Source organism: Virgibacillus halodenitrificans (assembly GCF_001878675.1).
Classification (GTDB): domain Bacteria; phylum Bacillota; class Bacilli; order Bacillales; family Amphibacillaceae; genus Virgibacillus_Q; species Virgibacillus_Q halodenitrificans.
The window spans coordinates 3,600,186-3,624,118 of the sequence record NZ_CP017962.1 but is presented as its reverse complement, the minus strand read 5'-3'; the positions used below and the strand labels follow the sequence as shown (position 1 = coordinate 3,624,118).

Genomic DNA, 23,933 nt, shown 5'->3' with positions numbered 1-23,933 from the left:
TCATAATTGCTAATGTTAGAGACAAACATTATCTCGTACATGCATAGTAGGAGAAAACTGCGACGTAACTTGTGTTGGACGGAGTAATTCATTTTACAGAGGAAGCACCCATTGATTTGCGTTTCAGGCGGACGCTTTCACACCTCCGGGTACAAGTGCGACATCTGTTCGTTAACTCACAGTGTCTTCTTTGCCGCCCGGCATGGCCTCAGCCGCTTCCTCCGCTACGCTCCGTCCAGGGTCTTCGCCTCATGCTATTCCGGCAGGAGCCGCGGGCCAACAGGACGTTGGTCATGCAATCGTTGCCACAAATGTTTTCGATGGGACGAGTTAGCGCAGTCCCAGGACGTGGCGTTCTTAGATTGCCGCCCTCCACTCCAATCAATTCGTATGAGCTTTTAATATTCCAAATACGGAGTGGCCTTTCACTTGTCCTTGACGATGGAAAGTGACCTTTTTACATCTAATACTAAGTTCATTTATCGATAAAAAGTAACACTTAAGCGGAGGAAAATACGGAGACTTCTGGGGGGAGATGAGGCATAGGTGAGACCCCGGAATGCGTTAGCTGGGCTGCACCCCAAAAGTTGGACACCATATCCAACACGAGGAGGAGCCTGGAAATGTCCAAGTTTACCGAAGCTATTAAACTACAAGTAGTTAAAGAATATGCGAGTGGAAAGTTCAGTTACCGTGAGCTGGCAAAATATTATGAGGTGGATGAATCTGTTATCCGCTATTGGGAGTTGTTATACCGGCATCATGGGGAGAATGCGTTTAATTTCACCTATACAAACTATCCAGCAGCCTTTAAACTAGAAGTAATTAAATTCATTAACGAAAAAAATTACTCCATTCGAGAGGCATCCGCCATTTTCCATATACCTGATCCTTCTATGGTGCGCAGGTGGAGAAAAAAGTGGGAGGAAGCTGGAGAAGATGCCCTTGAATCGCGAAAGGGGCCTTCTATTATGGGATCGAATCAAAAGAAAAGTTCTTCCAAAGAAGCTGAAAATCAATCAAAGGAAGCTTTAGAAAATGAGCTGGAGTACCTTCGAATGGAGAATGCTTATTTAAAAAAGCTAAGAGCCTTAGTTCAGGAAAAGAACTCACCAATAAACTCAAAGCACAAGTAGTGTTTGAACTAAGGCATGAATTCCCCGTAGCCAAACTGGTTAAAGTAGCTGGTATAAAAAGAAGCACGTATTATTACCAGGTAAAACGAATGCAAGAGCCCGATCCCGACCGCAAGTGGAAGCGCAGAATTAACTTTATCTTTCACAAGCACAAGGGGCGTCTTGGATATCGTCGTATTACCGATGTCCTGCAAGAAAAGGGACATATTATTAACGCTAAAAAAGTACTTCGAATTATGCAGGAGTTAGGAATTAAATGTGTGGTCAGAATGAAAAAATATAAGTCCTATAAAGGAGCGTATGGTAAAGCAGCACCTAACGTTCTTGACCGTAAATTTAGGGCTGAAACCCCCAACCAAAAATGGGTTACAGACGTAACAGAGTTCAGGTTATTTGGGGAAAAGTTTTATTTTTCTCCCGTATTGGACCTGTTTAATGGGGAAATCCTTACGTTCACGCTTCAATCGAGACCGACATTTGATTTAGTAGAAAAGATGCTGAACCAAGCGCTGGAACATAAAAAGGAAAATGACAACCTCTTGATTCATTCTGACCAAGGCTGGCATTATCGTATGCCCCAGTATCGAGAAATACTTGAACAAAACAAGATCACACAGAGTATGTCCCGAAAAGGCAATTGTTTTGATAATGCCGTTATAGAGAACTTTTTTGGGATACTGAAATATGAATTCCTGTTTTTAGAGGAATTTGAAAGCATTGAGCACTTTAAAAAGGAATTAGAAGCGTACATTTATTACTATAATCATTTGCGAATTAAATCAAGGTTAAATCGAAAAAGCCCCGTGGCATATCGAAAAGCCTTTGAGTTAACTGTATAAAATAGACTGTCCAATTTTATGGGTCCAGTGCATAGCATGAGGAGGCTCATCAGCCGCCCCCGAAAAGCGCAGTGTTTTCCGGAGCGGTGATTTGCGCAGCCTCTATATCCTTAGTTACGTCGCAATATATCTATTTCACGAATCATTGTATGATAACTCCAACATATATAGTAGAACCCTTTTAATTTCAAATAGTTATGGTGCAAACATAAAAAAAGCTGCCTGTCTATTAGGGAAGACAGTGCAGCTTTTTTATTGTAAGAAAGAGCCATGCCCAGCTCCAACTTAAAACGTTTTATTTTTAGTGACGCTTGTTCAACCAAAGAACACCTGATTTTGCTAGTCGTGGCAGTAACCCAGTCATTGGTTTTTGCATCATATTTCCAAAGCCATCTGATCTGCCAAGTGAACCTAACGTACCTTTTAACTTGATTTCTTTCGGTTTACTAGGTTTTTTGTTATTTAATATAGCTAATAGAATCTCTGCAATCTGATCTCCTTGCTGTCCAGCCAGCTGGGCACTTGGTGAAAATTCGGAAGCAACACAATCACCAACTACATAAACATTCGGTTGCTCTGGAACCTGATAGAAATCATTTACTATAATTTTCTCCTGATGATCCTTTTCAAATGGTAATTCTCTAACAAGGTAGTTTGGTTTTACGCCCGCTGTCCAAATGGTTACATCGTTAACAAAACAAACACCATTATTGCAAACACCATCTTTTTCCACGTACTCTACATTGGAGTGATGAAGTACATCAACATCATTTTTAATAAACCAATCTGCTACATATTCTTGTATTTTTGAATCAAAGGCTTTTAATACAGAGGCACCACGATCAAGCAATCGAATATTTAAATCCTTTCTGCTTTCCCTGATCTCTGAAGCAACTTCGATTCCACTTAGCCCTGCGCCCACAATGGTTACTTTACCATATGCTTTCAAATTACCAACAGCTAAACCTGTCTTTCGTGCTTTTTCGAAGGTTTGAACACTATGCGTATATTCCTCTGCCCCTTCAATTCCGTGATAATCATCCTCACAACCCAGGCCAATTAATAAATAATTATAGGGAAGCGTCTGACTTGTATCACTAAATAGAATCTGCTCATTCTTAGTGTCAATTTTTTTAATTTCCCCATAAAAATAGGTAACGCGTTTGTCTTCAGGGAAATCCAAGCGGACATCCTTTTCTGCAACGGTACCAGCGGCAATCGTATAAAATTCAGTCTTTATCGAATGATAAGGATTGCGATCAACTAACGTTATTTCTACATCATTCGGTAATTGATGTTCTAACATGCCCAAAAGAGTTCTTAAGCCTCCATAACCCCCGCCTAAAATAACCATTCTTCTCATAACAAAACCCCACTTCTGTTTAAATCATATGTATACTTCCCATTTTAGCTGAGAAGTACAATTCTGTCATCCTTTGATTGGGATATGTTTATGCTATAATTAGATGAAAAGGAGGCAATGTGATGATGAAGGAAAAGGTCCCGGCAATACAAGAGGATTATGCAGATGACTATGCTTGGTGTTACGGTTGTGGAAGGTTGAACAAAGAAGGCTTACACTTTAAAACGAGCTGGAACGAAGATCAAACAATTACGGTTTACACTCCAAGAGAGGAACATATTGCCATTCCCGGCTTTGTATATGGAGGATTAATTGCCTCATTAATTGATTGCCATGGCACCGGTTCTGCATCACTCGCTTTGCATCGGAAAAATGGGCATGAGCCTGGCGATGGTATAGAGCCACCCAGATTTGTAACTGCATCGCTTCACGTTGACTTTTTAAAACCAACTCCCCATGCTACCGAGTTGAAGGCTGTTGGTACAATTGAAGAAATACACCCTAAGAAGTGGAAGATACATACTGAAGTGTTTGCAGGAGATCAATGCTGTGCGAAAGGCGAAGTCACAGCAGCAGTAATGCCAAAGACATTTACTGCAAAATAAACAGTTAAATTTATTAGCACAATTCCGTTGCGAAAGGGATTGTGCTTTATTTTGTGGAGGTTTTTCTATGCAGAAATTAACAATCACATCCTTATTAAATGTTATCGGAGAGCTTTTTTCTGATGAGGTTTCTATAGGGGTCACAAATAAAAGTGAATATATTTATTATCGTCCAAGCAAACGGATTGATTTAAAAATCAGGCCAGGGGATGCTATAAAAGAGGGGACGCTTGCCAGTAAGGCACTGCTATCCGAACAAAAGGTTTCCGAGTTCATTAATAGAAATGTGTATGGTGTACCATACCATGGCATGGCTGTTCCATTCTATCAAGAGGAAGACTTGGAAGGGGCGGTATTGGCTATTTACCCTGCGATGACAGAAGGAAAGTCTGTTGTAACAGTGAAGACCGCTGATGGATGGAGACCAATTCCTTTTCAGGAAGTTATGTACTTAGAAGTGAAAGAGCGAAAAACACATGTGATCGCAGGTGAGGTTGCAGGTATACATAAACATACGCTTCAGGAGTTTGAATATATTTTACCAATAGAATCCTTTATTCGCTGTCATCGTTCCTTCATAGTGAACGTTAATTACATTGTAGATATTTTTCCTGATACGCATTCGACCTTCTTATTATCTATGAAAAATGGCGCGACAATTCCAGTAAGCCAATCCTACTCCAGCTACTTCAGAAAATTACTTGGATTCTAAGGATAAAAATATGCTGGTTTAAGCCTGTATTTTTGTAGTTTAATCAGTAATTTACTTATATTCACATAAAACCCCAATTAAGAAAGCGCTTATATTACAATTATTCTTAACCTTATGAAATAGAAAGTGGGGTAAGTTTATGGGAGAAATAAATGAGCGTATTAAAAATTCCCAGCTCCGTAAAAAAGTGATCACTGCGGAGGAAGCCGCGTCACTGATCCACGATGGTATGACATTAGGATTGAGTGGTTTTACCCGTGCAGGGGATGTGAAAGCAGTGCCTACTGCCCTTGCAGATCGTGTGATTAAAGGAGAAAAGTTAAAAGTAAATGTATTTACAGGCGCTTCTTTAGGTTCAGATGTGGATAAGCTATTTGCTGAAGTGGGTATGGTTAACAAACGGTTACCGTTTCAGGCAGATCCAGTAATGCGAAAGAAGATAAATCAAGGTGAACATTTGTTTGTTGACCATCATCTATCACATACAGCTGAAATGTTACGATCAAATACACTGGAAACTGTTGACTACGCTATTTTGGAAGCGGTTGCTATAACGGAGCATGGCGAAATTATCCCAAGCACATCCATCGGAAACTCCATGGCTTTTGCTGAACATGCGAGAAATATTATTATTGAGATCAACACAGCTCAATCTGAATTATTAGAAGGCTTGCATGATCTTTACAGTCCGAAAAAGCAAGGGGAACGTACACCAATACCTTTAACGAACGTTAAGGATCGAATTGGAACTATTGGCATTCCAGTAGATTTAGATAAAATAGCGGGGATTGTTGTTACAAATCAACAAGATTCTCCTTCTACTATAGTTCCCCCAGATGAGGAAACACGAATGATGGCTGATCATTTATTGAATTTCCTAAGGAACGAAATAAAAGCAGGTAAACTCACAGAAGAGCTTGCTCCGATACAATCTGGAATCGGTTCTGTAGCGAATGCTGTATTACATGGCATGTTGACTTCGGAATTTAAAGATATAGAAGTCTATTCAGAAGTGCTTCAAGATGCGGTCTTTGATCTCATTGATGCGGGAAAAGTAAAAACGGCCTCTTGCTGCTCTATAACGCTTTCTGAAAATAAAATGAAGCAAGTTTTCGAGGACTTTGAAATATATCGGGATAAATTGATTATGCGTCCACAGGAAATATCAAACCATCCGGAAATTATTCGTAGACTCGGACTAATCGCAATTAATACTGCGTTAGAATTCGATATTTATGGAAATGTTAATTCCACACATGTAACAGGAACGAAAATGATGAACGGAATTGGAGGATCTGGTGACTTTGCAAGAAATGCCAGATTAGCTATCTTTGTAACAAAGTCAATTGCTAAGAACGGAGACATTTCCAGTATTGTTCCTTTTGCATCCCATATTGATCATACGGAACACGATGTAGATGTTGTAGTGACAGAGCAGGGATATGCAGATTTACGTGGATTAGCTCCAAGAGAGAGAGTACCACTTATAATAGAAAACTGTGCCCACCCAATGTACCGTGGGCAATTATGGGACTATTATAATGAGGCTTTAAAATATGGTGGGCAAACACCACATGTGATGGAAAAAGCATTTTCTTGGCATGCCAATTTTTTGAAGAATGGAAGTATGCAGGAGCTAGTGGGCAGTACTAGCTGATTTGCAAAAAAATTCGTTTATAGTGGATTCAGACAAGGGTTATTATATAGATGAAAGCCGATTTCCTTCTGGGGGGAGGGACAATCGGTTTTTTGTTTGGAAAAAGGGGTAGAATTGTGTATGATTCGAATGGGATAAAAAAATTCGTGACAGAGACTTTCCTGTCACGTATAATAACTATTTTAACGACTTAAGAGGAGTTTACTATGATGAAAACAAATTCACTTCCTTTTACCATTTCCAAAACAGAAAATTTCTTTGATCGTCTTGGGGATTATATTGGTGATGTTTTTTACGATATATTACCAGAGCAGGGTTACGAACTGCGTGATGAACAAATTTATATGGCTTTTCAACTAGAACAGGCCTTTAAAAATAAACACACAATATTTGCTGAGGCCGGTGTAGGTACAGGAAAGACTTTTGTGTACTTGCTTTATGCTATCTGTTATGCACGTTATCGACGTAAACCAGCGATTATCTCCTGTGCAGATGAAACTTTGATTGAGCAGCTAGTAAAAAAAGACGGCGACATAGAAAAATTAGAACAAGCGCTTGGCCTGTCTATTGATGTAAGGCTTGCTAAGGCAAGAGAAAATTATGTATGTGTACGAAAACTAGATGCACTTGTCGAGCAGACAGACGATGAAGATATTCATGAAGTGCATGATGCTATTCCGGACTTTGTCTTTGATACGAGTGCTATGATGAAATCCTTTGAACGCTATGGAGACAGAAAAGAATATCCGTGGGTGTCTAATGAAAGCTGGGAAAAGATTGCCTGGGACCCACTTGAACAATGCTCTACCTGTGAATGGCGTCACCGTAGTGGCCAAACATTAAACAGAGAGTACTATCGACATGCAACAGATTTAATTATATGTTCACATGATTTTTACATGGAACATATTTGGACGAAGGAATCCAGGAAGCGTGAAGGTCAAATGCCATTATTACCTGAAGCCAGCTGTGTTGTATTTGATGAGGGCCATCTCTTAGAATTCGCAGCACAAAAAGGTTTAACCTACCGATATAATTTTGAAACATTGTCCAATGTATTAACAGCTTATATGGGTCAGGATGTACGTGAGGAAACGTTATATTTAGTTGAGGATATCTTAACATTGAATGACGAGTGGTTTCAGTTACTTGGTAAGAATACGACTGATGTAAAAGGTTCTAATAGAAAAGAAATAAATTTTTCTTCTACAATGCTTGAAATGGCTCAATCCTTGTATGAAAAAGTTCAGCAATTGCTTGAACAGTTAGTTTTCGATGCGGAACTATTTACGATGGAAGATTATCATATTAAAATTATTGAAGAATACTTGGAGTTTTTCTCTTATGGGCTGTCCATTTTATTAAAAGATGATGAAGGTATTTACTGGTTAGAGGAAAGTGACACATCCACTAATTTGGTAATTATGCCACGATTAGTAGAAGAGGTACTTAAAAAGGAAGTATTCTCCCAAGACATCCCATTTGTCTTTTCTTCTGCTACGCTAGCTCAAGCAGGCGACTTCTCTTATTTGGCTAACAGTCTAGGTATTCAATCATTTGATTCCTTTTCTGTTGATTCCCCATTTGATTATGAGGAGCAGATGAAAATAGCTGGTCATATCGCTAGTGATAAACAGAGCAAATGGGAAAGAATAGGCAAGCAACTGAGAGAAAATGAAGGACGTTCCCTGGTCCTGTTTTCTACAATGGAAGACATGGAGGAATTTAGGGAATGGGTTAACTTACAGTCATTTTCTTTCCACGTTCTTTATGAAGGAGATCGCGAAATAAGTGAGACAGTTCGCACTTTCCAATTAACAGCATCTTCCGTTTTATGTGCGTATCACTTATGGGAAGGATTGGATATTCCTGGAGAGGCGCTGACACAGGTTATTATTTCATCCTTGCCGTTTCCACCAAAGGATCCGGTTTTTCAGGCAAAGCGCAAGCATGCAAAAAACCCGGATTATGAAGTCGACATACCATATATGTTGCTTCGTTTAAGACAAGGAATCGGCCGCTTAATTAGAAGCAGTAATGATCATGGAGCTATTCAGTTATGGATAGAAGAACAACAGAAACAACTTTATGAAGATCAGATAGAAGCCGTATTACCTGTTAATATAGATTGGAACTAAGTAGAAAAGAAACCATGCCGATGATGGCAGGGTTTCTTTTTTGATTCTGAAATATTAATGTAAGTTTAAAACTCATTCGCAATATAGATAAACTGCGACGTAATTTGTGGAGAATAAAGTAATTCATTTTACAGAGGAAGCACCCATTGATTTGCGTTTCAGGCGGACGCTTTCACACCTCCGGGTACAAGCGCGACATCTGTTCGTAACCTCACAGTGTCTTCTTTGCCGCCCGGCATGGCCTCAGCCGCTTCCTCCGCTACGCTCCGTCCAGGGTCTTCGCCTCATGCTATTCCGGCAGGAGTCGCCGCCCTCCACTCCAATCAATTTGTATTGAACTTTTATTTTGGATACTTAGAATGCAGTCATGAGCGAAGGAAAAATATGAAGACTCCTGCGGGAAAAGCGAGACTAGCGAGACCCCGCAGAACGTAACGCTAGTGGAGTTCGAGGAGGCTTGCAGGCCGCCCGCGGAAAGCGTAATATTTTTCCGCAGCGAGATTTGGTGCTCCACCACTAGTTCGCAGTTTCATCCAACTGTGCAGCAAACGTAATAGTATTAAATAATCTGTTTATCTCAACGTAATACAAGTTATATTCTAAAGTTTGCTAAACAAGGCATTCTACACTTTGTAGTGCTCCTTTAGAGGGAGGGCTATTCAGATTTTAGCAGTTCAAGGAAATGTGTGAGAATCTTGGCTGTTAATCCCCAAATCACTTTACCTTCATAGTAATAGAAAATCTCTTCAATACGATGAACTTGCCAGTCATAATCTTCTCCCCCAATAATGGAAGCATAAGGAAAATCAGGCTCAGGAGTAATCTGCATGTTCACATAATGTATTTCCGGCTCTGTATTAAGAAAGAAATCCAGTGGAACCGTAAACACATCTTCTACTTCTTCTTTATTAAGCGCAAAAGAAGAGCTTGCAGATATTTTACCAATAAAGGGATAAACGATTCTGCCAAAATCGGAGACAATATAATCAAGTGGTACCACGTCTGCAATGTCTCTTTCAAGAATACCTAATTCCTCTGTTGTTTCCCGAAGTGCAGCAGCACGAGGGGTAGGATCATCTGTATCTATTCTTCCTCCCGGAAAGCAAATATCACCTGGCTGTCTGCGTAATTTTAGGGATCGAATTTCAAATAAAATATGGGTTTCACCATTTATATCAATAAGGGGTAATAGAACGGCCGATTTAAAGAAGTCCTTATATCCTAAAATAGATGGTTTGCGATGCTGCAATTTGTCCATTACTTTATCTAATTTCATTTATATACCTCCTCTAAATATCTATATGATCGTTAGCCACCTACTATTATACAAGCATATCGTTGAGAAAAACCAACAAGTGATTTCTTGGGTATAAAGGGATGCTATTTAAGGAAACATATGACAGTGCAATGTAGGAAGGTGGCACGACTATGAAAATTATTAGGAGGCTGAAAATGGGCATACTAAGTGGCAATCCGACGGATGAACCGATGCATTATGGAGAAGTATACAGTATTTGGACAGCAGTAAACACGATGAAGGGGATGGTGGCAGGGCACCAAACCTTTTTAAACCACGCAGGTGATGAGGATCTTCGTAAACTTATTGAAGAAGCGATTCAGCAAGGAAACCAGGAAATTCAGGAATTAGAAGCATTGTTAAAGGCAAATGGAGTAGGTTTACCACCGACACCACCTGATAGACCAACTGCATCGCTGGAGGACATCCCAACAGGTGCACGTGTGCAGGATCCGGAAATTGCAGCTGCCATGTCTATTGGAGTTGCAGCTGGCCTAGTTGCTGCAAGTCAGGTAATGGGTCAATCCATTCGAGAGGATATTGCCATGATGTTTGGGCAGATCCATACGAAAAAAGCAGCTTTTGGAGCAAAGCTATTAAGGCTTAATAAAGAAAAGGGCTGGTTAGTACCCCCACCGCTTCATCAAGCGCATAATGGATAAATTTAAGAAAGGAGCGGGCATGTGGCCTGCTTCTTTTTTGTAGGGCATATAAAAAAAACTTTAAATTACTATGTAAAAACAGGGTAGAATTAGTATCCGGTCACTGTTTATATATCCAACCCATGACATTTGTCATATTACATTATTGACATTTATGTCTTACATAGCATTTTGATTTGCACTATGATAAATGAAACAGAACGTTTTCTCTATATTAGGAGGTAATTATGAGTAGACAAAAACAAGCACAATTAAGAAAAAGTGTTGCATCTTTTGCAAATTCAGATATGAAAGCAAGTATTATGCAGTTGATAAATACAATTCTGCCGTTTTTTCTGCTTTGGTTCTTGGCATATCAAAGTCTATCTCTTTCCATATGGCTATCAGTGGCGTTATCTGTAATTGCTGCAGGCTTTGTCATACGGATATTTATTATTTTCCATGACTGTACTCATGGTTCATTTTTCAAAAGCAGTAAGGCAAACAGAGTTGTTGGGACGATAACAGGTATTATTACTCTCTTTGCATTTGAAAAATGGAAGAGAAGTCATGCAATTCACCATGCGACGAGTGGTAATTTGGATAAACGCGGAACCGGCGATGTCTGGGTAATGACAGTTGAGGAATATGTGCAAGCTTCTGTTTGGGAGCGACTTGCCTATCGACTTTACCGTAACCCCATTGTTATGTTCGGGTTTGGGCCACTGTATCTTTTCCTCCTGTCTAACAGGTTTAATCGAAAAGGGGCGAAACGAAAGGAACGTTTGAATACGTATTTAATTAATGTGTCCATTATGGTTATATATTCTCTTTTAATTTGGGTTGTAGGTTGGCAGGCATTTCTAATGATTCAGCTTCCTATCTTATTTGTATCCGGAGCATTAGGGATTTGGTTGTTTTATGTGCAACATCAATTTGAAGATTCCTATTTTGAAAATGAGGACGAATGGGATTTTGTGAAAGCAGCAGTAGATGGCAGCTCTTATTATAAGTTGCCCAAAGTAATACAATGGTTGACTGGGAGTATCGGATTCCATCATGTGCATCATCTGAGTCCGAGAGTACCTAACTATCACTTGGAGAAAGCACATGAATCTACTCCGCCATTACAAAAGGCAACTACTATTACATTAGCGACAAGTCTAAAATCGATACGTTTTCGTTTATATGATGAAGCAACAAGGTCATTTGTTACATTCAAAGAAGTAAAAAGTCTCATTAGAAAAAGAAAGCTTTCTATCCAACTTAATCCACAAAGACCGAGTATTCCAGAAAAATAATGTCTTTTATTTACCCCGCTATGTAAGATAGTGGGGTTTTTGGTATACTGTACAAAAGCTTGAAAGTGAATATGGCTGGAAAGGTTAAAGATGACATATGCAGAATTGGTTTCATATTATACCTAAAAACACAGGGCTTAGTGCGTTTGCCTGGATAGCTTTTTGTATCCTTCCATCTTATTTTATCTTCCGCTCCACAACAACTGTTGAAATTATAATTGGGGTTATTTTAATTATTCTTTTTTTTGCAACGTATCGTTTATCTTTTATTAAAAAAGGCTGGACGGTATATGTTTCTGTTGGAATAGAAATGGCTATAAGTATTGGAATGACCTTATTGTTTGGCTATATTTATTTCGCCTTGTTTCTGGCCTTTTTTATTGGGAATATACAAAATAAAGCCGGGTTTATAACATTATATGTAGTGCATATAATTACAACTATTTGCGCTGCGGCTTTTAGCTTTTACAATCAAAATCCGCTTTTTTTAGCACAATTTCCCTTCGTAGTTATTAGTATTATTGGTGTTATTTTATTACCTATTAATTTATATGTAAGAAATAAAACAGAGAGATTACAACTGCAATTGGATAGTGCAAACCAAAAAATTTCTAAGCTCTTGGTGTATGAAGAACGTCAGCGTATTGCAAGAGATCTCCACGATACGCTTGGTCAGAAGCTTTCATTAATTGGTCTGAAGAGTGATTTGGCTGGGAAGCTTGTACATGTTGAGCCAGATACAGCGAAGAAAGAACTAAATGATATTCATTCAACTGCTCGGACAGCATTAAAAGAGGTACGAGAAATGGTTTCAAATATGAAAACAATTTCACTTAAAGAAGAGCTTCTGCGCATTCAACAAGTCATGGAAGCAGCAGAGGTGGAGTTTCATTTCCAAGGAACATCAGAATTGAATGATACCCCCTTACTCGTTGAAAATGTGGTAAGCATGTGTTTAAAAGAAGCTGCAACAAATATCGTTAAGCATAGCCAAGCTTCCAAATGCCATATCGAAATAAGAGAAAGCTCAAGTGAATTAATTGTTCTTGTTAAAGATAATGGTATTGGAGCAAAAGAAAACATAAATATCTTTAATGGTCATGGATTACGTGGAATGAAAGAAAGACTTGAGTTTGTTAATGGTAGCCTGGAAATCATCCCTGCGAATGGTACTACTTTAAAAATTAGTGTACCGAACATTATCCAACAGTCAAAGGAGGAAAAAGAGGAATGATTCGCATTGTGATAGCAGAAGATCAAGGACTGCTGCTTGGCGCTTTAGGATCTTTATTGAACCTTGAAGAGGATATGGAAGTAGTTGGGATGGCAAAGAATGGGAAAGAGGTCCTTGATCTCGTACATCTCAAAAAGCCGGATATCTGTATAATGGATATTGAGATGCCTCTAAAAAGCGGTCTGGAAGCAGCAGAAGAACTAAAAGCAATGGCATGTAGAGTAATTATCTTAACCACTTTTGCAAGAAGAGGATATTTTGAAAGAGCGAGAAATGCAGGGGTTAGTGGATACTTATTAAAAGATAGCCCAAGCGATGAATTAGCGACATCTATTCGCCAAATTATGGAGGGTCGGAGGATTTATTCACCTGAATTAGTGGATATGGTTTACAACGCTGAAAATCCGCTTACGGATAGAGAAACACAAGTATTAAAACTTATTGCTGAGGGGAAAAACACAAAAGAAATTGCTAAAAAGCTAGCCATCACAAATGGGACGGTAAGAAACTACGTATCTGTTATTCTGGAAAAGTTGGAAGTAGGAAATCGTATTGAGGCAATTTCCAAATTCAAGGAGAATGGTTGGTTATAAAAAAGGATTGTGGGGAGGGGCTTATAGTGAAACACGCAATTTATCAAATGGATATCATACCTGGAGACCCACCAGCAAACAAGGAAAAAGTAGCTGATTGGTTAAATAGTACGATGAAAGAAGAAAGACCGGATACTGTTGTTCTTCCGGAAATGTGGACAACGGGTTATACACTTCCTAATCTGGAAAGTGTAGCGGAGAAAAACGGGGAGCCAATTACTGGTTTCTTACAAAAAATGGCATATTTGCATGATGTGAATATTATAGGAGGATCCTTTGCTAATAAGAAAGACGACAGGTTTTATAATACGAGTATAATCATTGATCGGAATGGAGAGGTTGTCTATCGCTACGATAAGATTCATTTAGTTCCTATGCTTGATGAGCCTGCCTATTTAACCGGAGGGAAAGACAAAGTTAAAGTATTTGAACTTGATGGAGTAAAAGCCGGAATAATTATTTGCTTTGACCTTCGCTTTCCAGAGTTAACGCGTAGCTTAGCTTTAAATGGGGCAAAGATTGTGTATGTAGTAGCAGAATGGCCAACTGCTAGGAAAAACCACTGGAAATCTCTTTTAATTGCCCGGGCAATAGAAAATCAAATCTATATTGTTGCTTGTAACCGTGTAGGTGAGTATGACGGTGTTGATTTTGCAGGTAATTCAATGGTCATTGATCCATGGGGGAATTGTTTGAAGACGGGTAGTGATGCAGAGGTGGAGACGGTGGTAGAAACACTTGATATAAGTACAGTTGCTAAATTCCGAAAGGATGTCCCCATATTTTCCTGCAGAGTCCCCGATTTGTACTGATTCACTATTTACATTTATTGTAAAAAAGTGACTTGGGTTAGCTAGATAGGTGAATTTTAGATAAACTGCGACGTAACTTGGTTGTTTGTAAATGACCGTTTCGGAAAATACACTTCGCTTTCCGTGGGCAACGCTTCAGCTTCCTCGGAAGAAAACCACTTCCTTGAAAAAGAAACCCACTTTTTCTGCGTGCGATGGGTTCTCATAGAAGATTTTCTGGTCCTGCGGGATCTTCAGCTGGGGCTGGGACTGCGTCACCTCGTCCCACCGAAGATCTTTTGCGATTACTCGCCCCATCAAAAAGCCCTGTTGCTTTTCCCACAGGACAAGGAAGGCTTCAGCGAATTTTGCATCGCACGAAGGAAAGATGTTTTTTCTTTCCGAGGAGTCTTCGTGTCTTTCTTTCACTGGTAAAGTGGTTAGATAATAACCCGTTATTTATGTACAAAGCAGATACAAATTGATTGGAGCGGAAGGGGGCAATCTAAGAACGCCACGTCCTGGGACTGCGTTTCCTCGTCCCACCGAAAACATTTGTGGCAACGATTGCATGACCAACGTCCTGTTGGCCCGCGACTCCTACCGGAACAGCATGAGCTGAAGACCCTGGACGTAGCGTAGCGGAGGAAGCGGCTGAAGCCATGCCGGTGGAAAGCGTCCCACTAAAGCGTAAATCAATGGGTCCATCCGCTTCCTTAAAATAAAATATACTTTAGTTCGCGTTTCTTCCAACTATGATAATAGATGGAGATAAATAAAAAGCCTTTCACGTGAAAGGCTTTTTATTTGTTGCATGAATTATACCAGCCTTCTAATCCGTTCATCAATATCTGGATGTGTAGAGAAAATACTGGATTTACGTCTTCCATTTATTTTTAGGGTAGATATGGCTGTTTGCTCTTCATTCATCTGTGTGCGGTTGGCATAGTTTTTTAATGATTCTAAAGCATGTCTCATTTTATCCTTACCTGCTATATCTGCACCACCCCGGTCGGCATGGTACTCTCTGTGCCGTGAGTATGCGAATACAACAAGACTTCCAAGTATCGAAAAAATAAGCTGGAAAACAATAATCGCAATAAAATGTACAATCGGTGCCATTTCCTCTTTTACAAATCGCGAAACTGCAAATGCTACAACACGAGCAAGGAATACAACAAATGTGTTTACAACACCTTGCAGCAAAGTCATTGTAACCATATCCCCGTTAGCTATATGAGCTATTTCATGAGCGATAACACCTTCAATTGCATCATCATCCATTTCTTGGAGCAGACCACTTGAGACAGCCACAAGCGAGCGTTTTTTGGTTGGCCCAGTAGCAAAAGCATTTACCTCTCGGGAATTATAGATGCCCACCTCAGGCATATGCATAAGCCCTGCTGTACGTGCAGAGCGATGTACCTTTTCAACTACTAATCTTTCTTCTGCAGACATAGCCTCATTTGGATTAATGACCCGAACACCCATCATCTTCTTAGCCATCCAGCGAGACATAGCCAAGGAGATAAATGATCCAGTGAAGCCTATTACTGCACTAAATATTAATAATGATACCGGGTTGATACCACCATCTTCAATATAATTCCAACCACCAGGAATCAGTGAAAAAATAATGCTAATTGTGACAAGAACCAAGACGTTTGTCAGTAAAAAGTAAAAAATTCGTTTCCCCATCTTCTCACCCTTAATTTTATTATTGTGAGCAATTCACATAATCTAATTATAACTAGTAGGAACCATGTTTACAACAGAAGTGTAGTTTAATTGCAGTATAAATTAGATTGAATAGCATATTCTAAGCTTATCTCTTATAAATAGAAAGGTGTAAATAAATGAAGAAAGTAAATTTAGCAATTATATACTACAGTTCGACAGGAACAAATTTTCAGATGGCAAAGTGGGCGGAAGAGGCTGGTAGAAAGCAAGGAGTAGAGGTAAAGGTCTTGAAGGTAAAGGAATTGGCCCCGAAAGAAGCAATTGCCTCCAACCCTGTCTGGGAGAAACATATAGAATTAACAAAGGATGTACCTGAGGCTAAATCGGAGGATATAGAATGGGCGGATGCTATTCTTTTTAGTGTGCCTACACGATTTGGTAACATCCCGTCCCAAATGAAACAATTCTTGGATATACAAGGAGGTTTATGGGCTGCAGGTAAAACGGTGAATAAGGTTGTGAGTGCGATGTCCTCTGCTAGTAACCCACATGGAGGACAGGAAGCAACTATTCTATCTCTATATACATCAATGATGCATTGGGGTGCAATAATTGTACCACCTGGATATACAGATGATGTAGTGTATCCAGCAGGGGGTAATCCATATGGAACCTCAGTTACCCAAGGCAAGGATGGGAAGATGGTTGAAAACGTCGAAGCAGCTGTCAAGCATCAAACGAAGCGAACCGTAGATATCGCAAAACGTATAAAATCAAGCACTGATTAGGAAAATGAAAAACCGCCTTCTAAATAAATGGGAAGGCGGTTTTTAGTCTATTCCATTAATTCTCCTATAATTTCATAGGAACGTAAACGGTCGGCTTGATTATAAATTTGAGAACTGATAATTACTTCATCCGCCTGTGTTTCTGCTATAAAGCTTTCTAAGCCTTTCCTTACTTTTTCTTTATCACCTATAATGGTGGAACGAGGATCAAGGGATTGCTTAATTGCTGCTAATTCCATCGGTGTCCACTCACTTTCTATATCCTGAATAGGTGGTTGAAGTTTTGTTGGCCGCCCTCTACGCAGATTTAAAAACTGTTGCTGAAGGGAGGTTGCAATAAACTGAGCGTGCTCATCTGTGTCGGCTGCAATCACATTAACCCCTACCATAGCATACGGTTTTTCCAGCTCTTCGGATGGTTGGAAATTTTCGCGATACAAATTTAGTGCAGGTACAGTGTATGCAGGAGCGAAGTGACTGGCAAATGAAAAACGCAGCCCTTTCTTTGCAGCAAGCCGTGCACTAAAATCACTTGAACCAAGGAGCCAAATAGGTATAGAGAGGCCTTGTCCAGGAACAGCTTTTACACGAGAAATAGGATTGTCTGAGAAATAATCCTGTAGCTCATTCACTTGCATCGGAAAATCCTCAACGGACATGTTTAGTGTTCTACGCAATGCATAAGCCGTTGCTTGGTCACTTCCTGGCGCACGCCCTAGGCCCAGATCGATTCTTTCCGGATACAAGGATTCCAGTGTTCCAAATTGTTCTGCAATGACAAGTGTTGCATGATTTGGAAGCATAATACCACCAGCACCGACTCGTATACGACTTGTTTTTTCTGCTATATGACCCATAATAACAGATGTTGCAGAACTGGCGATTCCGGGCATATTATGATGCTCTGCAAGCCAGTAACGATTAAATCCTAACTGTTCAACATGCTGTGCTAATTCAACACTGTTTTTAAAAGAATCCGTGGGCTCTGTTCCTTCATTTACTGGTGCTAAATCAAGTACGGATAAAGGTGTATCATGAAAGGTTTTTGGTTGAATAGAATCCACTTAAATCACTCCTGTAATAATTGTTAAAAAAGTTATTCCGCTTTTAATAGATTAGAGCTTCTCCAACGTTAAATTAAATAACAAGTTATCATCTCATTTAACAGATGGAAACAACGCTTTATTAACTTATATAATATATCTTTACCAAATGATGTTACTCGCTTTATAAATGATCGTCCACTATTACGCTTACCTGTTTGGTAATAGAGCTTATTGGGGATATAAATAAAACTGGCTTGCCTTATTGTCAAATTTTCAGTAATATAGTAAGATAATATATTGGAATGTTTTTGAGAAATAAGCAACTTTATTAACAAAAGATGCTTTTTTATAGAAATGAGGGTATACAAATATGAAACCATCCATTTACGGACTAACATATGATCAGTTGACGGATTGGCTTATGGATCATGGACAACAACGTTTCCGCGTAGACCAGGTATGGAATTGGCTTTATAAAAAGCGTATTACAGATTTTTCGGAAATGAAAAATGTAAACAAGCAGACGGTAGCTTTATTAGAAGAAAACTTTGTCCTACACACCCTGGAACAAGAAGTAAAACAGGAATCAAAGGACGGAACGATCAAATTTCTTTTCAAACTTGCGGATGGGAACCTGATTGAGACAGTGCTTATGCGTTTTAATTATGGCTTATCTGTTTGTGTTACAACACAAGTAGGCTGCAATATCGGTTGTACTTTTTGTGCCAGTGGTCTGTTGAGAAAGAGTCGCGATCTATCAAGTGGAGAGATCGTTGAGCAAATTATGAATGTACAGAAGCATTTAGACGCACAGGAAAAAGGCGAACGAGTAAGTCATATTGTTGTTATGGGGATTGGAGAGCCATTTGACAATTTTACAAATTTGATGGATTTCCTTTATGTTGTTAACGATGATAAAGGTCTTAATATCGGTGCAAGGCATATTACTGTATCAACGAGTGGATTAGCTCATAAGATTAAAGATTTTGCTGATACCGGTATTCAGGTAAATCTGGCTATATCTATTCATGCTCCGAACAATGAATTGCGTACAAGAATCATGAAGATTAATAAGGCTTTTCCAATTGAAAAGTTAATGGATTCTGTTGATTACTACCTAGAGAAGACTAACCGACGAATTACGTATGAATATATTATGCTCAAAGATGTAAATGATCACAAAGCAGAAGCCATTCAGCTTGCTAAGCTTTTGGCAAACCATCGCCATTTAGCATATGTGAACTTAATTCCATATAACTCTGTAGATGAGCACAGTCAGTATCAACGAAGTGATTCAGAAAATATTCAAGCATTTTTTGAAACATTAAAATCACAAGGCATAAATTGTGGTGTTCGTTGGGAAAACGGTGCAGATATTGATGCAGCATGTGGACAATTAAGAAGTAAACAAATTAAGAAGAATAAGAAAGAGAATGCTTTATAAGCATGTAATGAGGTAAGAGCCAAGAGCCGGTCATTTGCTTTAACACTATTACAATTACAAATAAAAACGTATCAGTACTTATGTCTGATACGTTTTTTTATGTTTCAATTTCTTTACTATGGAGATGCCTAATTCATTAATTACAATGGCAAGAATAATCATTATAATACCTATCCATTGCAAGCCACTGATATGCTCGGAAAGGATGAGGCTTGCCGAGATGATGGCGACAGGTAATTCTACGGAGCTTAGTATATTGGCAAGGCTACCTGAAATTAAATGTGCACCTAAGGCAAAGAAGAGGGGTGGAAAAACAGACCCAAACAAGCCGACTCCTGCTGCGATTAACCATAATTCAGGCGCAAACGTTACGACAGAAGGGATACTCCTCATAAATATAAGTAACACCAAAACGACAGATCCAGTTACCATAATCGAGCTTCGCACCCATGGATTGACGTCTACTGCTACTTTTCCACTAAAGAATATAAATCCTGCATACGTAATTGCTGCAAGAAAGCCAAGCACCAGACCGGAAATCGGCATGCTTTGAATGGTGCCTCCAATTACGTTTGAAGCAAAGAAAACACCTGTTAATATAAGCACCAGGACACCCAAGGTTACAATAGTTGGTTTGATTTTAGTAAAGATCCATTCAAAGAAAATCCCAATCCAAACAAACTGAAATAGAAGAATTACTGCTAGAGAAGCAGGAAGATACTGAATGGCCCCATAGTAAAAGACACTCGTTAGCCCTACAAAGGAACCTGTGATCATAATTTTGATTATATTTCTTTTTGTTATCCCTTTGAAATCAGTATGTTTAAATATGGTAATAGCCCACAGAAGGATACAGGATAAAACCATTTGAATAATATTAAGCTGACCAAGTGTATAGCCATGTTGAAAACCAAGCTTTGCAAAAATAGGTGTAAAACCAAAGCTTGAGGCACCGATAAGAACAAATAGAATCCCTTTATTTTTCACCCTAACCCCTCCTAAATCAGACATGTCTTTATTTGCAAAACCATAATAACATATTTGGAGTGGAAGGTGGCGGAAAACAATTAGTTTGTAGGGATATATGAAACAGATGAGGGAAGTGCCCCCTCAGCATGTTTTGTTGAGACTTTATTTCTACCAAGCTGCTTTGAATGAAGTAAAAGTTGATCGGCCTGAATATATGCCTTCATTATTTCCATTTCCTGACCAGTCAGAAAATAAAAAAGTCCAAAAGAAGCTGTATAGGAAATAGTAATTTTATTTGCATGGTACTCCGCCGTTACCTTTGTTCTTTCCACCTTTTCTCGAATACCATGTACAAATTGAACACATTCCTGATAGGTTTTATTACGTAAAAAGATAGTAAACTCTTCTCCTCCACTTCTAAATAGACAATCCTCTTCGCTGATTGAACTTTGCAATACAGAGGCGAAATGCTTGATTACCTGATCACCAACCGCATGGTTATATGTATCATTAATTCGTTTAAATGTGTCTATATCTGCAACAATAATTCCTATTTGTTCTGATGTTTGATCTAGTTCACTCATTTTTTTATCCATAAATGCTCTATTGTGAACATTTGTTAAGAAGTCAGTATAAGCCATTTGTTCAAACTTATCTCGTTCCATTTTATTCTTGATGCTTTTAGATTTATTGATAAAGGATCTGCTGACTAGATAATTTAACAAGAATAAGGCAATAATCATTTCCCATTTTTGTTCCAATAATAGTATGAACAATAAGCCATTTGAAAATGCTGTTTTTCCCATATCGAGTACATTTCTACTCTTTATGAAATCAATAGCATCCTTTAGACCTTTCAACTCGCCTGTGAAGGAAAATATCAGGATAAGGAAGCTATCGGATAGTAGAGCAACGACAATTACTAATAAAATAATAAGAAGCCAAAACCCGAAAGGAACCGGTTCCACATACGGGTAACAGATGGTAAACAGAAAGAAAGCGATGGAATTATTAAGAGTAAATGCTCCAATATTATAAAAGGTATGTAGAAATTCGTCCGGGTCTGCAGTTCCGGCAATTTTCCGTCCTGCGTAGACAATAAATCGTTGAACAAATTCAAATAAAAATAAACCAAGTGGGCCTGCGAATAGGGCTAAAGCCAAGCCATAAGAAATGCCATGATCCATATTGACATTACCTTTTTTAACTACAATATTTAAGTGAGAATAAAGACTTGAAAATAACCAAAATAAAAAAAGCGCGTTTAAAAATACCTTTTTTTCAACGGTAATATGACCATAGGAAAAAGCTATTACTAATGAGGCTATAAATATACAAATAATAAAGATCCGCACATTTCTCATGACTTTATCTCCTGTTCCTAGGTCTATTATCCTATTATTAATCTTATAATAGCATAATCTGGAAATAATGATACAAATAAATTTAAATTTTAAAAATTTATGACAAACCACAAGTATGTATTTGCTAATTTACATATACCCATAGTTATTCTCTATTAATCTCTCATATTCCTTTTTCAAGTTTGTAGTTTCTTCTTATAGGGAATAAAAATTGTGAATAACTCTATTGGAAGGAGAGGTCAAATGAGTGATCAACGTAAGGTGAATGAAAAGAGTAAAAATGAGCAATTAAATGAATTCCGTACAGAAGATCATGGTAAAAAGATGACTACAAATCAGGGTTTAAGAGTTTCGGAAGATGAATTTTCATTAAAAGCTGGGGAACGTGGTCCGACTTTAATGGAGGACTTTCACTTTCGGGAAAAAATGACTCACTTTGACCATGAACGTATTCCTGAGCGTGTCGTACATGCTAGAGGATATGCTGCACATGGTGAATTTGAACTATATGAATCGATGAAAGAATATACAAGAGCAAAATTCTTACAGGAACCAGGTTCAAAAACCCCTGTGTTCGTACGTTTTTCTACAGTGGCAGGTTCCAAAGGTTCTGGAGAACTAGCACGAGATGTAAGAGGTTTTGCTACAAAGTTTTATACCGAAGAAGGTAACTATGATTTGGTTGGTAATAATATGCCAGTGTTCTTTATTCAGGATGCTATCAAATTTCCTGATTTAGTACATGCAGTGAAGCCTGAGCCGCATAATGGAATCCCTCAAGCAGCATCAGCTCATGATACATTTTGGGATTTTGTTGCAAACAATCAGGAATCAGCCCATATGATTATGTGGCATATGTCAGATAGAGCGATTCCAAGAAGCTTTCGAATGATGGAAGGGTTTGGTGTACATACCTTTCGCTTTGTAAATGAACAAGGAAAAGCGTATTTTGTTAAATTTCATTGGAAGCCTACATTAGGAGTGCACTCTACGGTATGGGATGAGGCGCAAAAAATAAATGGTAAAAATCCTGATTTCCATAGAGCTGATTTGTATGAATCTATTGAAAAAGGGGATTACCCGGAATTTGAATTAGGTGTACAGATTATAGATGAAGCAGATGAGTTCAACTTTGATTTTGATATATTAGACCCAACTAAAATCTGGCCAGAAGAAGACGTGCCAGTTAAGATTATTGGGAAAATGACCTTAAACAGAAATGTAGATAATGTATTTGCTGAAACAGAACAGGTTGCCTTTCATCCCGGAAATGTTGTCCCTGGGATTGATTTTACAAATGATCCTTTATTACAAGGAAGGTTATTCTCTTATACAGATACTCAATTAATACGTTTAGGTGGGCCCAACTTTCATGAATTGCCTATAAACCGACCAGTGTGTCCATTCCACAATAACCAACGTGATGGATATGGTAGACAAACGATTAATAGGGGACAAGTAAGCTATCACAATAATTCTCTTGCAAATAATACACCTGAAACCTCTTCTGCAGAAGAAGGTGGATATGTGCATTACCAGGAAAAAGTAGATGGCAGAAAGATACAAGCACGTAGTGAAAGCTTCAAGGATCATTTCTCCCAAGCTATTCTATTTTGGAACAGTATGACAGATGCTGAGAAGGACCATATTATACAAGCATTTAGCTTTGAATTAGGCAAAGTGTCTAATCAGTCTGTACAGCAACAGGTAGTTAATATGTTCGCTAATGTGAATCTGGCTATGGCTCAAGAAGTAGCTGGAAATATTGGGGTAGAGCAGCCTCAGCAAGCGTCTAAAATAGCAAACGAGATTACCAAAACATCTCCAGCATTAAGTCAAGAAAACACCCGCAAAAAACCAGACACGAGAAAGATTGCTGTCATTCTTGGAGATGGCTTCAATGAAAAGGATGTAAAGCATGTTATAGAAGGTTTGAAGAAAAAAAAAACAGAACCGGAAGTTGTCAGCAGTAAATTAGGAACGATTAAAGGAAAAGAAGGTAAAGAGCTAGAGGTTGATCAGACGTTTACGACCGCTGATCCGGTGCTATATGATGCGATATATGTAATAGGTGGTGACAACCTTCAAGAAGCCTTTTGGAAAAACGCCACATATTACGTAAACGAGGCTTATAATCATTTTAAGCCAATTGGTGCTACTCATGAAGGAATCAAATGTCTCGAAAACAATTCTCTATCAGATAAGCCAGGAGTGATAACTGATACCGATATAAGCAGCTTTGTCTCAAGGTTTACAGAAGCAGTAAGTGAACATCGTTTCTGGAACCGTTAAATATATTTATATTAAAAGGTGGACTACTTGATCGTAGTCCACC

19 protein-coding genes are annotated in these 23,933 nt (G+C 38.7%); 13 read left to right on the top strand and 6 right to left on the bottom strand.

The window, feature by feature from the left end; genetic code table 11:
• Positions 1-623: 623 nt before the first annotated feature.
• Positions 624-1,975 (top strand): IS3 family transposase gene (locus BME96_RS19445; protein WP_156035944.1). Its coding sequence is split into 2 segments (ribosomal slippage): positions 624-1,089 and positions 1,089-1,975, totalling 1,353 coding nucleotides; the frame shifts between segments, so codons are not numbered across the junction.
• A gap of 301 nt (positions 1,976-2,276) precedes the next feature.
• On the opposite strand, the gene BME96_RS17825 is transcribed toward BME96_RS19445, so the two are convergent.
• Positions 2,277-3,338 carry an NAD(P)/FAD-dependent oxidoreductase gene (locus BME96_RS17825; RefSeq protein ID WP_019376252.1) on the bottom strand — a complete coding sequence of 354 codons (1,062 nt, stop codon included), beginning with the start codon at positions 3,336-3,338 and terminating at the stop codon, positions 2,277-2,279.
• A gap of 122 nt (positions 3,339-3,460) precedes the next feature.
• Here BME96_RS17825 and BME96_RS17820 point away from each other — a divergent pair, with 122 nt between their 5' ends.
• From BME96_RS17820 to BME96_RS17805, 4 genes are all read left to right on the top strand, one after another.
• The gene (locus BME96_RS17820; RefSeq protein WP_019376251.1) at positions 3,461-3,943 is read left to right on the top strand and encodes a PaaI family thioesterase; all 483 of its coding nucleotides are present in this window, start codon (positions 3,461-3,463) and stop codon (positions 3,941-3,943) included.
• Between the two features lie 67 nt (positions 3,944-4,010).
• Positions 4,011-4,655: a LytTR family DNA-binding domain-containing protein gene (locus tag BME96_RS17815; RefSeq protein WP_019376250.1), complete on the top strand. Its 645-nt coding sequence runs from the start codon at positions 4,011-4,013 to the stop codon at positions 4,653-4,655.
• Between the two features lie 139 nt (positions 4,656-4,794).
• Positions 4,795-6,312: a succinyl-CoA:acetate CoA-transferase ScpC gene (locus BME96_RS17810; protein WP_071649793.1), complete on the top strand. Its 1,518-nt coding sequence runs from the start codon at positions 4,795-4,797 to the stop codon at positions 6,310-6,312.
• A 209-nt stretch (positions 6,313-6,521) separates the two neighbouring features.
• On the top strand, positions 6,522-8,450 hold the full coding sequence (locus BME96_RS17805) for an ATP-dependent DNA helicase (protein ID WP_071649792.1): 1,929 nt from the start codon (positions 6,522-6,524) through the stop codon (positions 8,448-8,450).
• Positions 8,451-9,105: 655 nt separating this feature from the next.
• Here the strand turns inward: BME96_RS17805 and BME96_RS17800 are convergent.
• On the bottom strand, positions 9,106-9,726 hold the full coding sequence (locus BME96_RS17800; protein ID WP_071649791.1) for an NUDIX hydrolase: 621 nt from the start codon (positions 9,724-9,726) through the stop codon (positions 9,106-9,108).
• Positions 9,727-9,902: 176 nt separating this feature from the next.
• Between BME96_RS17800 and BME96_RS17795 the strand changes: the two genes are divergently transcribed.
• The 5 genes from BME96_RS17795 (at position 9,903) to BME96_RS17775 (ending at position 14,328) form a co-directional block, all read left to right on the top strand.
• On the top strand, positions 9,903-10,409 hold the full coding sequence (locus BME96_RS17795) for a DUF3231 family protein (RefSeq protein WP_060681869.1): 507 nt from the start codon (positions 9,903-9,905) through the stop codon (positions 10,407-10,409).
• A gap of 227 nt (positions 10,410-10,636) precedes the next feature.
• The gene (locus tag BME96_RS17790) at positions 10,637-11,689 is read left to right on the top strand and encodes a Delta(5) desaturase DesA (protein WP_060681870.1); all 1,053 of its coding nucleotides are present in this window, start codon (positions 10,637-10,639) and stop codon (positions 11,687-11,689) included.
• A 97-nt stretch (positions 11,690-11,786) separates the two neighbouring features.
• Positions 11,787-12,923 (top strand): sensor histidine kinase, encoded by a 1,137-nt coding sequence (locus tag BME96_RS17785; RefSeq protein ID WP_060681871.1) that lies wholly within the window; start codon positions 11,787-11,789, stop codon positions 12,921-12,923.
• Entirely contained in the window at positions 12,920-13,516 is a 597-nt protein-coding gene (locus BME96_RS17780) for a response regulator transcription factor (protein ID WP_019376477.1), read from the top strand. The genes BME96_RS17785 and BME96_RS17780 overlap by 4 nt, the downstream gene beginning before the upstream one ends.
• A gap of 26 nt (positions 13,517-13,542) precedes the next feature.
• On the top strand, positions 13,543-14,328 hold the full coding sequence (locus tag BME96_RS17775) for a carbon-nitrogen family hydrolase (RefSeq protein ID WP_060681872.1): 786 nt from the start codon (positions 13,543-13,545) through the stop codon (positions 14,326-14,328).
• 798 nt (positions 14,329-15,126) lie between these two features.
• Here BME96_RS17775 and htpX read toward each other — a convergent pair.
• The gene (htpX, locus tag BME96_RS17765) at positions 15,127-16,005 is read right to left on the bottom strand and encodes a protease HtpX (RefSeq protein ID WP_019376474.1); all 879 of its coding nucleotides are present in this window, start codon (positions 16,003-16,005) and stop codon (positions 15,127-15,129) included.
• A gap of 158 nt (positions 16,006-16,163) precedes the next feature.
• On the opposite strand from htpX, the gene wrbA reads away from it, so the two are divergent.
• Entirely contained in the window at positions 16,164-16,775 is a 612-nt protein-coding gene (wrbA, locus tag BME96_RS17760) for an NAD(P)H:quinone oxidoreductase (protein WP_060679697.1), read from the top strand.
• A 47-nt stretch (positions 16,776-16,822) separates the two neighbouring features.
• Here the strand turns inward: wrbA and BME96_RS17755 are convergent, their stop codons facing one another.
• Positions 16,823-17,839 (bottom strand): LLM class flavin-dependent oxidoreductase, encoded by a 1,017-nt coding sequence (locus tag BME96_RS17755; RefSeq protein ID WP_060679699.1) that lies wholly within the window; start codon positions 17,837-17,839, stop codon positions 16,823-16,825.
• Positions 17,840-18,191: 352 nt separating this feature from the next.
• Between BME96_RS17755 and rlmN the strand changes: the two genes are divergently transcribed.
• Positions 18,192-19,265 carry a dual-specificity RNA methyltransferase RlmN gene (rlmN, locus tag BME96_RS17750; RefSeq protein ID WP_019376471.1) on the top strand — a complete coding sequence of 358 codons (1,074 nt, stop codon included), beginning with the start codon at positions 18,192-18,194 and terminating at the stop codon, positions 19,263-19,265.
• Positions 19,266-19,343: 78 nt separating this feature from the next.
• On the opposite strand, the gene BME96_RS17745 is transcribed toward rlmN, so the two are convergent.
• Positions 19,344-20,252: an EamA family transporter gene (locus tag BME96_RS17745; RefSeq protein WP_060679701.1), complete on the bottom strand. Its 909-nt coding sequence runs from the start codon at positions 20,250-20,252 to the stop codon at positions 19,344-19,346.
• A gap of 80 nt (positions 20,253-20,332) precedes the next feature.
• Complete coding sequence (locus BME96_RS17740; protein WP_071649789.1) at positions 20,333-21,598, bottom strand: GGDEF domain-containing protein; 1,266 nt, start codon at positions 21,596-21,598, stop codon at positions 20,333-20,335.
• A 243-nt stretch (positions 21,599-21,841) separates the two neighbouring features.
• Here BME96_RS17740 and BME96_RS17735 point away from each other — a divergent pair, with 243 nt between their 5' ends.
• The gene (locus BME96_RS17735; protein WP_071649788.1) at positions 21,842-23,890 is read left to right on the top strand and encodes a catalase; all 2,049 of its coding nucleotides are present in this window, start codon (positions 21,842-21,844) and stop codon (positions 23,888-23,890) included.
• Positions 23,891-23,933: the final 43 nt, after the last annotated feature.